This window comes from Variovorax sp. 10N412 (assembly GCF_056394985.1).
In genome coordinates this window covers 850,533-863,705 of record NZ_JBFTIO010000001.1, presented here as the reverse complement: position 1 = coordinate 863,705, position 13,173 = coordinate 850,533, and the positions used below count along the sequence as shown (strand labels likewise).

Sequence of the window (13,173 nt, the reverse complement as noted above, 5' to 3'; positions counted from 1 at the left end):
TCCATGACCGTGCAGTTCCGCCGCCACTTCCTCGCCACTTTCGTCGCCGGCTTCGCCGGGCTCTATGCCGTGGGCGCACAGGCCGCCGTGTCGCCGCTCGAGCTGGTCGGACCGATCTCCGACTACAAGATCTACGTGGCTGAGAACGTGCGCAAGCTGGCCGCGGACACGCGCGCCTTCACCGCCGCGGTGAAGGCCGGCGACATCGAGAAGGCGAAGAAGCTGTACGCGCCGACGCGCACGAGCTACGAGCGCATCGAGCCCGTGGCCGAGCTGTTCAACGACCTCGACAAGGCGATCGACTCGCGCGCCGACGACCACGAGAAGGCCGAGAAAGACCCGGCCTTCGGCGGCTTCCACCGCATCGAGTACGGCCTGTGGACGCAAAAGAGCACCAAGGACCTGAACCCCGTGGCCGACAAGCTGCTGGCCGACGTGCTGGAGCTGCAGAAGCGCCTGGTCGCGCTGACCTTTCCGCCCGAGAAGGTGGTGGGCGGCGCCGCGGTGCTGATGGAAGAGGTGGCCGCCACCAAGATTTCGGGCGAGGAGAACCGCTACAGCCACACCGACCTGTGGGACTTCCAGTCGAACTTCGAGGGCGCCTTCAAGATCGTCGAGCTGCTGCGCCCGCTGGTGGTGAAGGAAAACAAGGCCTTCTCGGACAAGACCGACGCCAACTTCAAGGTGGTGTTCGACACCCTGGCCAAGTACAGGACGGCTGACGGCGGCTTCGAAACCTACGCGAAGCTCACCGAACGCGACCGCAAGCTGCTGGCCGGCCGCGTCAACACGCTGGCCGAAGACTTGTCGAAACTGCGCGGCATGCTCGGGCTGAACTAGGCTCGCCCCCAGGCTTCGCGCACTTCGTGCCGCATCTCCAACCCCCTGGCGCGGGCAACACCAGAGGCCCGGCAAAGCCGGTTCCTCGGTGTTTCTGGCCTTGCGGCCCCCTTTTTTGCGGGGTTGGTCAGGTTTGTGCGATTGAGAATTGCTAGCATCCGGGTATTGCTTACTGGCGTGCCCGATATTCCTGGCGCCCTCTCACCGTGCAAACCAACGACCTCGGCGCAGTGCCGGCCTCCGCCGCCCTGCGCCTCGACCAGCTTCCGAACAACCAGTGGGCCACCGTGCTCGACGTGGCCCGCCCCGAGGGGGCGGACGACCGCGAACTCGTGCTGCGCCTGACCGAAATCGGCTTTGTTCCCGGCGAAGCCGTGCGCATCGTCGCAAGCGGCATCCCGGGCCGCGAGCCGCTGGCGGTTCGCCTGGGCCATACCACCTTCGCCTTGCGCCGCCACGAGGCCGCGCTGATCCATGTCACGCCGGGAGCCGCCAACCATGGTTGAAGCCGTCATCCAGGGCCCGGGTCGCCTCGCCGCCACTGCGCAGCCGGGGCGCATCGCCTTGCTGGGCAACCCCAACTGCGGCAAGACCGCGCTGTTCAACCTGCTGACCGGCAGCCGCCAGAAGGTGGCCAACTACGCCGGCGTGACGGTCGAGCGCAAGGAAGGCACGCTGCGCACCGCCTCGGGCCGCCGCGTGTTCGTGCTCGACCTGCCGGGCGCCTACAGCCTGAATGCGCTGAGCGCCGACGAGGCCGTCACGCGCGACGTCGTCACCGGCCAGAGCAAGGAGGCCCTGCCCGACCTGCTGGTGTGCGTCACCGACGCCACCAACCTGCGGCTGAACCTGCGGCTGGTGCTCGAGGCCAGGCGGCTCGGCCTGCCGATGGTGATGGCGCTCAACATGACCGACATGGCCAGGAAGCAGGGCATCGTGGTCGACACCGCCGTGCTGTCGCGCGAACTCGGCATACCCGTCATCGAGACCGTCGGCGTGCACACCGGCGGCGCCAAGGACCTGCTCGAAGCGCTCGACACGCCCGTGGCCGCCGCCGCGCCGCAGCCCTGGCAGGCGCCGGGGCTCGACGACGTGCTGGCCACGCAGCGCGAGGTGCGCCGCATTCTGGGCCTGGCGGTGCGGGAGCCGGTCGGCAGCCTGGCCACCAGCGACCGCATCGACCGCGTGGTGCTGCATCCCGTGTGGGGCATGCTGGTGCTGGCCGTCACCATGTTCCTGATGTTCCAGGCCGTGTTCAGCTGGGCCAACGTGCCGATGGACGCCATCAAGGCCGGCACCGAGGCGCTGGGCGGGCTGCTGAAGACGGCCATGCCCGAGGGCATGCTGCAGAGCCTGCTGGTCGACGGCGTGATCGCGGGCGTGGGCGGCGTCATCGTCTTCCTGCCGCAGATCCTGATTCTTTTTCTCTTCATCCTGGCGCTGGAAGACTCGGGCTACCTGCCGCGCGCGGCCTTCCTGCTCGACCGCGTGATGGGCACCGTGGGGCTGTCGGGCCGCTCGTTCATTCCGCTGCTGTCGAGCTTTGCCTGCGCCATTCCGGGCGTGATGGCCACGCGCACCATCAGCAACTGGCGCGACCGCATCACGACCATCATGATCGCGCCGCTGATGACCTGCTCGGCGCGGCTGCCGGTGTATGCGCTGCTCATCGCGGCCTTCATTCCGGCGCGCACCGTGGGCGGCATCTTCAACCTGCAGGGCGTGGTGCTGTTCGCGCTGTATGTGTTCGGCATCGTCTCGGCCATGGCCGTGGCCTGGGTGATGAAGCGCTTCCGCGACAACACCTCGCATTCGCCGCTGCTGATGGAGCTGCCGGCCTACCGCTGGCCCAACCCGCGCAACCTGGCGCTGGGTTTGTACGAGCGGGCCTGGATCTTCATCCAGCGCGTGGGCACGATCATCCTCACGCTGACCATCCTGCTGTGGTTCCTGTCGACCTTTCCGTCGCCGCCCGAAGGCGCGACGGGGCCGGCCATCCAGTACAGCCTGGCCGGCATGATCGGGCGCGGGCTGGAGCACATCTTCGCGCCCATCGGCTTCAACTGGCAGATATCGATCGCGCTGGTGCCGGGCATGGCGGCGCGCGAGGTGGCCGTGGGGGCGCTGGGGACTGTGTATGCGCTGTCTTCCACCGGCGACGACGTGGCGGGCCAGCTCGAGCCGCTGATCGCCGGCAGCTGGTCGCTGGCCACCGCGCTGTCGCTGCTGGTCTGGTACGTATTCGCGCCGCAGTGCATCTCGACGCTGGCGGCCGTGAAGCGCGAGACGGGCTCGTGGAAGTACGTGTGGATCATGGCGGGCTACCTGTTCGCGCTGGCCTACGCCGCCTGCTTCATCACCTACCGCGTTGCGGTGGCACTCGGCGCAGGTTAAAACCGACAGCGAAAGGGCTCAACAAGAAATGGCACAGCAACTGATCGTCGGATTGATCGTCGCGGCGGCCGCGTTCTACGCGGTCTGGCGCTGGATGCCCGCGGGCTGGCGGCGCGGCGCCGCGCAGAAGCTCGCGGCCGGCACGCACCGCGCGGGCTGGGTCGACGAAGAGCGCGCCAGGGCGCTCGCCGCCTCGCTGGCCAAGACCTCGGGCTGCGGCTCGTGCGACAGCTGCGGCAGCTGCGCACCCAAGGCCCCCGTCAAGCAACCGGAAGCCGGCCAGGCCACCCCCCACGCACCCAGCGCGCAGTCGTCCACGCACAGCCGCTGAGACCGATGCCCGCGCACATCCTGGTCGCCGGCGGCGGCATCGGGGGGCTGGCCACTGCGCTGGCGCTTTCACGTCGGCATCACCGCGCCGACGTCTTCGAGCAGGCCGCGGCCTTCGGTGAAATCGGCGCCGGCGTGCAGCTCGGCCCCAACGCCACGCGGCGCCTTCAGCAACTCGACCTCGGCACAGGGCTCGCGGCCATCGCGGCGCAGCCCGACGCGCTCGTGGTCCACAGCGCCGACAGCGGCTCGGAGCTGGCCCGCATGCCGCTGGGAGACACCATGCGCCAGCGCTACGGCGCGCCTTACTTTTGCGTGCACCGCGCCGACCTGCACGGATTGCTGCTCGACGCCGTGCGCGCACGGGGCAACGGCACCCTGGTCACCTCTGCCCGCATCCAGCAGGTCGAGACCGGCGACGAGCTCGTCTGCCTGTCGAGCACCGACGCCCGCGCCTGGGAAGGCGAGGCGATCGTCGGGGCCGACGGCCTGTGGAGCATGGTGCGCCGGCAGCTCGACACGCCATCGGCCGACGAACCGCCCCGCGTCACCGGTCACACGGCATGGCGCGCCATGGCCGAGCAGTCGCGCCTGCCCGCCGCGTTGCGCCGCACGCAGGTCCATGTCTGGCTCGGCCCGCGGCTGCATGCGGTGGCGTATCCGGTGCGCGGCGGGGCATGGCTCAACGTGGTGGTGATCGCCGAATCGGCACCCGCCGGCGACGCGCGCGACTGGGACCAGTCCGGCAGCATTGCCGCGTTGAAGCAGGCCATGGGCCGCAGCTGCGCGGGCCTGCAGGCCTTGCTGGATGCGATGCCCGGCTGGCGTGCATGGTCGCTCGGCGACCGTGCGCCCATGACGAGCGCCGCCGACATGGCGAACGAGCGCGTGGCGCTGGTGGGCGACGCGGCGCACCCGATGGTCCCGTACCTCGCGCAGGGCGCGGGCATGGCGATCGAGGACGCGGTGGCGTTGGCCGATGCACTCGGCGATGGCGGCGCGGTCCAGGTACCGGCCGCGTTCGCGCGCTATGCCGAGTCGCGCTGGGCGCGCAACGCGCAGGTACAGGCGCGGGCCCGCCGCAATGGCGAGATCTTCCATGCCACGGGGGCTGTGCGCCTGGGGCGCGACATGGCGATGCGCCTGCTGGGTGCGAAGCTGCTGGACCAGCCCTGGCTGTACGGCGGCTGAGCGAAAGACGAGCGCGCGCTGAACCACGCGCTCAATGCACAACGGAGCTAAAGATTTCAGAGCCTGAAGGTCTGAAGATGCTCGATGCGCTCCGCGATCCCCTCCTGCCCGAGGTAGTGGCCGTACGCGCCCTCCTGCATCTTGGAGAGCGTGCTTTCCAGGTCGATCAGCATCGCGTCGCGGTCCTCGATGAAAGCGGGCGGCACGTCGATGCCCGCTTTCGCACAGGCCTCTGCGATCAGGTGCGCGCTCGCGGGCGCACCGCAGGCCGCGCACTTCACGATGGCCGCCACGCTGGGCTCCGCGCCGTTGTCCAGCAACGCCTTCGTGAGTTCGGGCGAGATCTGACCGTCGATGTTGCCCAAGGCGTCGGCCGCCACCGGGGCGCCCGCGCGCACCAGCGCGGCGGCTGCGGCAAAGGCGCCATGTCCCACGGCCACATCGGTGGCCAGCGCGCTGCCTTGCTGCGGCCCGTCGAAGCCCACGCCCGCGGCGGCAAGCTCGGCGACCAGCTCGGCATCGTCCGTCCCGATGGCATGGTTCAAGGCCGCGCGCGCGAGCGAGGGGTGATGGCGCAGCGTGCCCTCGGCCAGCGGCGTGCGCCAGTCGACCACGGCGCGGCTGTAGAAGGCCACCAGCCTGTCCATCAGGTCGAGGTCGAGCCCGTGTTCCTCGTGCCGGTCGTCCAGGTATTCGAGCAGCGTCTGCCCGGAGAAATAGTCGCTCGTGGGCGCCAGCGGGTCTTCGTCGAGGTGCAGCGCTGCAAGGGCGCCGTGCACGTCGGCGGCAACGGTGTTCACGCTGTCTTCATGCAGCGCGTGCGTCCATGCGGGTGGGAGGCCCTTCTTCCAGGCGACCACCTGACCGTGCTCGGCACCCGGCTCCACCACCACGTAGATGCGGTCGGTGTACTCGAAGCCGCCGAAGGGCAGGTGCGTGAGCTTGCCGCTCGACGGCGTGCCGTTGTCCCGCGCGGCTTCCCCGGCGAGTTCCAGCTCGTGGTCGATCCAGCCCTGCAGGTCGTGGTAGCCGTCGCTGCCGTTCCAGAACAGTTCGCTCCAGCTGATGGCTTCGAGGTTGCCGTTCATCTCCAGCGACAGGTCGTAGTCGAGCCGGCCGCCCGCCGTGGTCTTCCACAGCGCGCGCAGCGCTTCGGGAACAGGGCCTGCGCACTGCGCCTGCACGGCGTCGATCTGCAGCTCGGTCATCGGCGGCTGTGCGTCGAAGATCACGCGGTTGGCGAACAGCACGATGCCGTGTTCGCGAAGGCTGGAGAGCTCGTCGGGTGTGAACCGGGTGTCGTTCATGCGGGGTCTCCGTTGTTTGCAAAACTGTAGCGCTTTGCTTCGACGGGGCAATCCGTGCCACCCCAGGTTCATGAGGGGCGTTGGCGCGACCCGGCTAGAGATCGGTGCGAATCTTCCAGATCTCCGGAAACAGCACCACGTCGAGCATCTTGCGCAGGTAGCTCACGCCGCCCGTGCCGCCGGTGCCGCGCTTGAAGCCGATCACGCGTTCGACGGTCGTCACATGGCGAAAGCGCCAGAGGCGAAAGGCGTCCTCGAGGTCGGTGAGCTTCTCGCCGAGCTGGTACAGGTCCCAGTGCGCATGCGGATCGCGGTAGACCGCGAGCCATGCGGCCTCGACGCCCTCGCTCGATTCGTAGGGCTGCGTCCAGTCGCGCTCCAGCCGGTCGGCCGGCACCGGCACGCCGTGTCGCGCCAGCAGGCGCAGCGACTCGTCGTACAGCGAGGGTGCGCGGTAGGCCTCTTCGACCTGCGCGAGCAGGTCGGCGCGGTGCTGGTGCGGCTTGAGCATGGCGGCGTTCTTGTTGCCCAGCGCGAACTCGATGCAGCGGTACTGCGCGCTCTGGAAGCCGCTGGAGTTGGCCAGGTACGGGCGCATCGCGGTGTACTCGGGCGGCGTCATGGTCGACAGCACGGTCCATGCGCTCACCAGCTGTTCCATGATGCGGCTCACGCGCGCGAGCATCTTGAAGGCGTCGGCAAGTCTTTCGTCGGCGATGCACTTGGTGGCGGCGCGCAGCTCGTGCAGCATGAGCTTCATCCAGAGCTCGCTGGTCTGGTGCTGCACGATGAACAGAAGCTCGTCGTGCGCGGGCGAGAGCGGATGCTGCGCGTTGAGGATCTCGTCCAGGTGCAGGTAGTCGCCGTAGCTCATGGACTTGCTGAAGTCCAGCTGCGCCTTTTCTTCGTGGACGATGTGCTCGGGTGTCTTGTCGGTGCGCATGATGTGTGCTTGTTGGCGGATCATCGCCAGACCACGGCGGTGTAGGAAGGCAGGCCCATGCCGGACTCTTTCTTCGGATAGACGAAGCGCAGGGCGTCGCTCTTGCGCTTGAACTGCTGGTAGGTCTCGCCGCCCGGGATGCGGCCCTTCTCGGCCGGCGTATAGCCGGTCTCGCGTGCTTCCTTCACTAGCTTGTCGAAGGCCGCCTTGTCGGTCAGCGACAGCTGCACGCTGTTCTCGTCGGCGCGGCTCTCCACGTAGGTGGACTTCATGAGGTTGGTCGTCTGGCCGTCGACGAATTTTTCGTACTCGATCATGCTGATCTCCTCGGTCACGGTCTTGTCCCGGTAGGAGAAGCCCTGGCGCTTGATCTCCTGGCGGAAAGCATCGGGCGAGAGGGCGACGAAGGCCTTGAGCTGCGGCAGGGTGAAGTTCGGCTGCTGCGCGAGCGCGGGTGCGCCCAGCAGCAGGAGCGGTGCAAGTGCTGCGAGCAGCCGGTGTGTCGTGCGTTTCATGAAAGGCGCCGAGGGCTCAGGTGACCGCGTTCTTGCGGTTGAATTCCTCGCGCTTCCACTCGCCCGTTTCGAGCACCTGTGCCAGGTGTTCGACCGAGTTCCACACATCCTCGAAGCCTATGTAGAGCGGCGTGAAGCCGAAGCGCAGGATGTCGGGCATCTGCGAATCGCCGGCGCGGAAGTCGCCGATGACGCCGCGCGCGATCAGCGCCTGCACGATGGCGTAGGCGCCCGAGCCGCCTTGCGGATCTTCCGGGTTCTTGCGGCTCAGGCACACCTGCGAGCCACGTTGTGCGTGGTCGCGCGGCGTGACGAGCGAGAGGCCTTGTCCGGCGCAGCGCTCTTCGACCAGTGCGATGAACAGGTCGGTGAGCGCAAGCGACTTGGTGCGCAGCGCCGCCATGGCGCCGTTCGTGCCGTTGAAGGCTTCGGCGGCCAGCACCGTGTCGAGCCCGCATTCGAGTCCGGCCAGCGCAATGATGGGTTGCGTGCCGCACAGGTAGCGGCCGACGCCCGGGGCAGGGCGGTAGTGCGGCGTGAACTCGAAGGGGGCCGCGTGGCCCCACCAGCCGGACAACGGCTGCTCGAACTGGCCCGCATGCTTGGTGTTCACCCAGGCGAAGGCCGGTGCGCCGGGGCCGCCGTTCAGGTACTTGTAGCCGCAGCCGATCGCGTAGTCGGCATTGCTGTCGTTCAGCGCGACGGGCACGGCGCCCGCGCTGTGCGCGAGGTCCCATACCGTGAGCGCGCCCACGGCATGCGCGGCGGCGGTGACGGCCTTCATGTCGTGCATCGCGCCGGTGCGGTAGTTGACGTGCGTCAGCATCAGCACGGCCACGTCGTCGGTCAGCACCGAGTCCGGGCCTTGCAGTTCGCTCGCGTCGATCAGCTTCAGCGTGAAGCCGCGCTCGCGGCACAGCGACTCGGCAATGTAGAGGTCGGTCGGGAAGTTGCTGCGCTCGCTCACCACCAGCTTGCGTCCGCTTTCCTTCTGCTGCGACAGCGCGGCGAACAAGACCTTGTAGAGGTTGACCGAGGTGCTGTCGGTGCACACCACCTCGCCGGGCGCGGCGCCGATCACGCGGGCCACCTTGTCGCCCAGGCGTTGCGGCAGGTCGAACCAGCTCGCGGTGTTCCACGAGCGGATCAGGCCTTGGCCCCATTCCTGGGTCACCACTTCGGCAATGCGCGCGGGCGCGGCCGCGGGCATCACGCCGAGCGAATTGCCGTCGAGGTAGAGCACATCGGCGGGGATGGTGAATTGCGCGCGCAGGGCGCGCAGCGGGTCTTGCGCGTCGAGCGCGCGGCAGTCTGCAAGGGTCGTCATGGTGGAGGTTTCAGCGGGAAAGTTCGCGCAGCACGGCGCGCACGGGGGAGGCATCGGCGCTGACCAGCTTCAGCGGCAGCGCGATGAGTTCGTAGTCGCCTTCGGGCACGTCGTCGAGCACCAGGTTCTCGAGCACGCGCAGGTCGAGGCGGCGGATGCGCTGGTGGCTTTCCAGCGTCTTGCTGTCGGCCGGGTCGATGCTGGCGGTGTCGATGCCGATGAGCTTCACGCCCATGGCCGCGAGACGCTCGACCGTCTCGGGCGCGTAGGCCGCAAGTTGCGGGTCCCACTGGCCCACGGGCATGGTGGTGTAGGTGCGCACCAGCACGCGCGGCGGCAGCTGGCTGTCCACGGCGTGGGCGATGTGCTCCCACTCGACCAGCGCTCCCTTGTCGATCGCGTGGATCACGCGGCAGGGGCCGAGGAAGGGCGTGAGGTCGACGTGGCCGATGGTCTGGCCTTCGGGGTCGTAGTGCAGCGGTGCGTCGGCATGCGCGCCGACGTGGGGCGAGAGCTTGATCTCGCTGACGTTCACCGGGCAGCCCGGTGAAATGGTCGCCGCCCAGCGCTGCTGGTAGGGCGTGTCGCCGGGAAAGACCGGCGTGCCTTCATGCACGGGCGGCGAAATGTCCCAGATGCGTTGCGAGTGTGAAGAAGCCATGGCGCGAAGTTAGCGCCGGCCGAGGGGTCGTGGTGTCGGTTATTTCCAACACAGCACGTGACGAGTTGAACCGGTCAGTGCAACGAAGACAGCGCGGGCAGGCCGTGCCGGGCGCGTGCACGCTCGCAGGCGTCGCTGCCGGCCTGCAGCTCGTGGCAGGGGTTGGGTCGCCATTCGTAGATGCCGCAGCCCACGGCCTGGCCGATCTTGCCGGTGAGCGCGGCGCAGCGCATGGGGGTGTGGTCGGTACCGCGCATGCGGCAGATGGCGTCGTTCACGTCGACGGCCAGGCCGGAGGGCACCTTGCCGCCGTTGTCGTCGAGCTCGTGCACGCTGAAGTCGACGCGGTAGCTGGCGCAGCAGGCGCCGCATTGCTGGCAATCGGACATGCGGCGGCTGCTCCGGGCGCTCAGAGCCTGCCGAGCAGCAGGAACTCCATCAGCGCCTTCTGGGCGTGCAGGCGGTTCTCGGCCTCGTCCCACACCACCGACTGCGGCCCGTCGATGACTTCGGCCTGCACCTCTTCGCCGCGGTGGGCGGGCAGGCAGTGCATGAACAGGGCGCCGGGCTGGGCGATGCGCATCATGTCCTCGTCCACGCACCAGTCGGCGAAGGCCTTGCGGCGCGCCTCGTTCTCGGCCTCGTAGCCCATGCTGGTCCAGACGTCGGTGGTGACGAGGTCGGCGCCGCGGCAGGCTTCCATCGGGTCCTTGAAGACCTTGTAGCTGTCGCCCGAGCGGATGCCCGCGATCGACTGGTCGACCTCGTAGCCGCTGGGCGTGCTCACGTGCACGGTGAAGCCCAAAATCTCGGCCGCCTGCAGCCAGGTGTTGGCCATGTTGTTGCCGTCGCCCACCCAGGCCACCGTCTTGCCCTGGATGGAGCCGCGGTGCTCGATGTACGTGAAGATGTCCGCCAGGATCTGGCAGGGGTGGAACTCGTTGGTCAGCCCGTTGATGACCGGCACGCGCGAGTGCGCGGCAAAGGTGTCGATCTTGGTCTGCTCGTAGGTGCGGATCATCACGATGTCGACCATGCGGCTGATGACCTTGGCGCTGTCCTCGATGGGCTCGGCGCGGCCCAGCTGGCTGTCGCCGGTGGTCAGGTGCACCACGCTGCCGCCGAGCTGGTACATGCCCGCCTCGAAGCTCACGCGGGTGCGCGTGCTGGCCTTCTCGAAGATCATGGCCAGCGTGCGGTCGGTCAGCGGCTGGTGTTTTTCGTAGGTCTTGAACTTCTTCTTGATGACCGCCATGCGGTCGAAGAGGTAGGTGTACTCGTCGGCCGTGAGGTCGGAGAACTGCAGGTAGTGCCGGATGGCGGCAGGTGTGGCTGTTGTCGTGGCGGTCGTCATTGGGCGGCAGGCTCCGACAGGAAGTTTTTGACGATGGGCGCGAGGATGGCGACGATTTCGTCGGCCTCGGCAATGCTCAGGATGAGCGGCGGCACCAGGCGGATCACCTTGTCGGCCGTCACGCTGAGCAGCAGGCCGGCGTCGCAGGCGCGGTTCAGGATCACGCCGCAGGGCCTGTCGAGCTCGATGCCCAGCATCAGGCCCTGGCCGCGGATGTCCGTCACGCCGGGCAGCTCGCCGATTTCGCGTTCCAGCGCGGCCTTCAGGTGGGCGCCCACGGTGGCGGCGTTTTCGAGCAGCTTGTGCTCTTCCATGATGCGGATGGTTTCCACCCCGGCGCGCATGGCCAGCGGGTTGCCGCCGAAGGTGGTGCCGTGGTTGCCCGGGCCGAAGATGTGGGCGGCCTTGGGGCCGGCCACCACGGCGCCGATCGGCACGCCCGAGCCCAGGCCCTTGGCCAGCGGCATGACGTCGGGCTTGATGCCGGCCCACTGGTGGGCGAACCACTTGCCGGTGCGGCCCATGCCGCACTGCACCTCGTCGATCATCATGAGCCAGTCGCGCTCGTCGCACAGGGCGCGCACCTGCTTGAGGTACTCGACGCGCATCGGGTGGATGCCGCCTTCGCCCTGGATGGTCTCGAAGAACACGGCGACCACGTTGGGGTTGCCTTCGGTGGCCTTCTTCAGTGCCTCGATGTCGTTCAGCGGCACCCGGATGAAGCCCTCGACCAGCGGGCCGAAGCCGGCCTGCACCTTGGGATTGCCGGTGGCAGACAGGGTGGCGATGCTGCGGCCATGGAAGGCGGCTTCGTACACCACGATCTCGGGGCGCTCGATGCCCTTGTCGTGGCCGAACTTGCGCGCCAGCTTCAGGGCGGCTTCGTTGGCTTCGAGGCCGGTGGAGCAGAAGAAGGCGTTGGTGAGGCCCGAAAGCTCGGTCAGCTTGGCAGCGAGCTGTTCCTGGCCGGGCACGTGGTAGTAGTTGGAGCTGTGGATCAGCTTGGTCAGCTGGTCGTGCAGCGCGGGCACCAGCTCGGGGTGGTTGTGGCCCAGCGTGTTCACGGCGATGCCGCCCAGGCCGTCGATGTAGGCCTTGCCCGCGGTGTCCCAGACTCGGCAGCCCTGGCCGTGCGACAGCGCGATCGGCAGGCGACCGTAGGTGTTCATGACGTGGGGCGAGGTGGGCTGGGCAGTGGCGCTCATTCGGTATCTCCAGAAAGGGAACGCGAATTCTAGGCGCGCGATTTGACGGCTTCGTTGAGGATTGCGCATCACAGCAATGCCCCATGTTCAGGATGCAAAAAGTGGCGCGGATAGAATCGCTTGCTGCACCGCAGCACCTGTTCCGGTCGCCTCAATCAACGATGATTTCCCCCACCGCCAAAGAAATCTTCATCCAGGGCATCACCAAGGATGGCCGGACCTTTCGCCCGAGCGATTGGGCCGAGCGCCTTGCCGGTGTCATGAGCTCCTTCCGCCCCGGCGGTGCCTTTCCGGGCAGCTACCTGAGCTATTCCCCCTGGTGCGTGCCGACTTCGATCAACGGCGTGAAGTGCGTGATCGTCAACCGCGACCTGCGCGACGCCGAACCCATGGCCTGGGACTTCTGCGTGAACTTCGCCAAGGACAACGACCTGCAGGTGTCCGAGGTGTCGCCGGCACCCCCCGCACCGGCCGTGCCGAAGGCCGCGCAGACCCCGGTGGCCGCCGTGGTGCGCTCCGACCCCGTCGCGCCTGTGATCCCCGTCGAGCAGCCCAAGACCGACCGCCCATGAAAAAACCGCCCGAAGGCGGTTTTTACACTTTGCTGCAGCGCACCCCGATCAAACGGCGGACCGGAGAATTCCGGTCCGGGCTTGCCTGACAGGTGTCAGGCGGCTGCGGCCTTTTCAGGCGCGAGGGCGAGGGCTTTGACCTTGGCCGACAGGCGGCTCTTGTCGCGGGCTGCCTTGTTCTTGTGGAAGATGCCCTTGTCGGCGACGGTGTCGACGATGCTCTGGGCCTTCGCGAACAGTTCGCTTGCCTTGGTCTTGTCGCCGGCCAGAACAGCCTTTTCGACGTTCTTGACCGCGGTACGGTATTTGGAGCGCAGCGAGGTGTTCGCAGCGTTGAGCTTGGTGTCCTGGCGGACGCGCTTACGGCCGGAGGCGAGGCGCGGGTTCTTTTTCTTGGGCTTGGCGGATGCCATGATTTATTCCTTAGGTGTCTGAGGATGATGCAGCAAAGCCCTCCATTATAGGCCGGGTTGGCGGTTTCGCCCAATCCGGCCTCGTGTCGGCCCGTTACGGCCCTGGGCGGGGCCTACACTC

General features: G+C 67.9%; 15 protein-coding genes. 6 read left to right on the top strand and 9 right to left on the bottom strand.

Annotation, left to right across the window (positions count from 1 at the left end; genetic code table 11):
- Positions 1-3 precede the first annotated feature (3 nt).
- From efeO to AC1DJH_RS04325, 5 genes are all read left to right on the top strand, one after another.
- On the top strand, positions 4-840 hold the full coding sequence (efeO, locus tag AC1DJH_RS04345; RefSeq protein WP_435435309.1) for an iron uptake system protein EfeO: 837 nt from the start codon (positions 4-6) through the stop codon (positions 838-840).
- A 206-nt stretch (positions 841-1,046) separates the two neighbouring features.
- Positions 1,047-1,346, top strand: a complete 300-nt coding sequence (locus AC1DJH_RS04340; RefSeq protein WP_472116675.1) for a FeoA family protein — start codon at positions 1,047-1,049, stop codon at positions 1,344-1,346.
- A complete protein-coding gene (gene feoB, locus AC1DJH_RS04335) occupies positions 1,339-3,234 on the top strand; it encodes a ferrous iron transporter B (protein ID WP_478184827.1) in 1,896 nt (631 codons plus the stop codon). Before AC1DJH_RS04340 ends, feoB begins: the two co-directional genes overlap by 8 nt.
- Positions 3,235-3,262: 28 nt before the next feature.
- On the top strand, positions 3,263-3,565 hold the full coding sequence (locus AC1DJH_RS04330) for a DUF6587 family protein (RefSeq protein WP_478184826.1): 303 nt from the start codon (positions 3,263-3,265) through the stop codon (positions 3,563-3,565).
- Positions 3,566-3,570: 5 nt separating this feature from the next.
- Positions 3,571-4,755 carry an FAD-dependent monooxygenase gene (locus tag AC1DJH_RS04325; RefSeq protein WP_478184825.1) on the top strand — a complete coding sequence of 395 codons (1,185 nt, stop codon included), beginning with the start codon at positions 3,571-3,573 and terminating at the stop codon, positions 4,753-4,755.
- Positions 4,756-4,811: 56 nt separating this feature from the next.
- Here the strand turns inward: AC1DJH_RS04325 and AC1DJH_RS04320 are convergent, their stop codons facing one another.
- From AC1DJH_RS04320 to AC1DJH_RS04285, 8 genes are all read right to left on the bottom strand, one after another.
- Entirely contained in the window at positions 4,812-6,062 is a 1,251-nt protein-coding gene (locus tag AC1DJH_RS04320; protein WP_478184824.1) for an SMI1/KNR4 family protein, read from the bottom strand.
- A gap of 94 nt (positions 6,063-6,156) precedes the next feature.
- Positions 6,157-7,005: a tryptophan 2,3-dioxygenase gene (gene kynA, locus AC1DJH_RS04315; protein ID WP_472116689.1), complete on the bottom strand. Its 849-nt coding sequence runs from the start codon at positions 7,003-7,005 to the stop codon at positions 6,157-6,159.
- Between the two features lie 20 nt (positions 7,006-7,025).
- On the bottom strand, positions 7,026-7,520 hold the full coding sequence (locus AC1DJH_RS04310; RefSeq protein WP_478184823.1) for a hypothetical protein: 495 nt from the start codon (positions 7,518-7,520) through the stop codon (positions 7,026-7,028).
- Positions 7,521-7,536: 16 nt separating this feature from the next.
- On the bottom strand, positions 7,537-8,847 hold the full coding sequence (kynU, locus tag AC1DJH_RS04305; RefSeq protein WP_478184822.1) for a kynureninase: 1,311 nt from the start codon (positions 8,845-8,847) through the stop codon (positions 7,537-7,539).
- Positions 8,848-8,857: 10 nt separating this feature from the next.
- The gene (gene kynB / locus AC1DJH_RS04300) at positions 8,858-9,508 is read right to left on the bottom strand and encodes an arylformamidase (protein ID WP_472116694.1); all 651 of its coding nucleotides are present in this window, start codon (positions 9,506-9,508) and stop codon (positions 8,858-8,860) included.
- A gap of 74 nt (positions 9,509-9,582) precedes the next feature.
- Complete coding sequence (locus AC1DJH_RS04295; protein WP_435483109.1) at positions 9,583-9,897, bottom strand: YkgJ family cysteine cluster protein; 315 nt, start codon at positions 9,895-9,897, stop codon at positions 9,583-9,585.
- Between the two features lie 20 nt (positions 9,898-9,917).
- A complete protein-coding gene (gene argF, locus AC1DJH_RS04290; RefSeq protein WP_435483110.1) occupies positions 9,918-10,862 on the bottom strand; it encodes an ornithine carbamoyltransferase in 945 nt (314 codons plus the stop codon).
- Positions 10,859-12,067 carry an acetylornithine/succinylornithine family transaminase gene (locus AC1DJH_RS04285; protein ID WP_472116702.1) on the bottom strand — a complete coding sequence of 403 codons (1,209 nt, stop codon included), beginning with the start codon at positions 12,065-12,067 and terminating at the stop codon, positions 10,859-10,861. The genes argF and AC1DJH_RS04285 overlap by 4 nt, the downstream gene beginning before the upstream one ends.
- A gap of 161 nt (positions 12,068-12,228) precedes the next feature.
- On the opposite strand from AC1DJH_RS04285, the gene AC1DJH_RS04280 reads away from it, so the two are divergent.
- Positions 12,229-12,639: a DUF3579 domain-containing protein gene (locus tag AC1DJH_RS04280; protein ID WP_435435321.1), complete on the top strand. Its 411-nt coding sequence runs from the start codon at positions 12,229-12,231 to the stop codon at positions 12,637-12,639.
- Positions 12,640-12,734: 95 nt separating this feature from the next.
- Here AC1DJH_RS04280 and rpsT read toward each other — a convergent pair whose 3' ends face one another.
- Complete coding sequence (gene rpsT / locus AC1DJH_RS04275; protein ID WP_409166639.1) at positions 12,735-13,052, bottom strand: 30S ribosomal protein S20; 318 nt, start codon at positions 13,050-13,052, stop codon at positions 12,735-12,737.
- Positions 13,053-13,173: the final 121 nt, after the last annotated feature.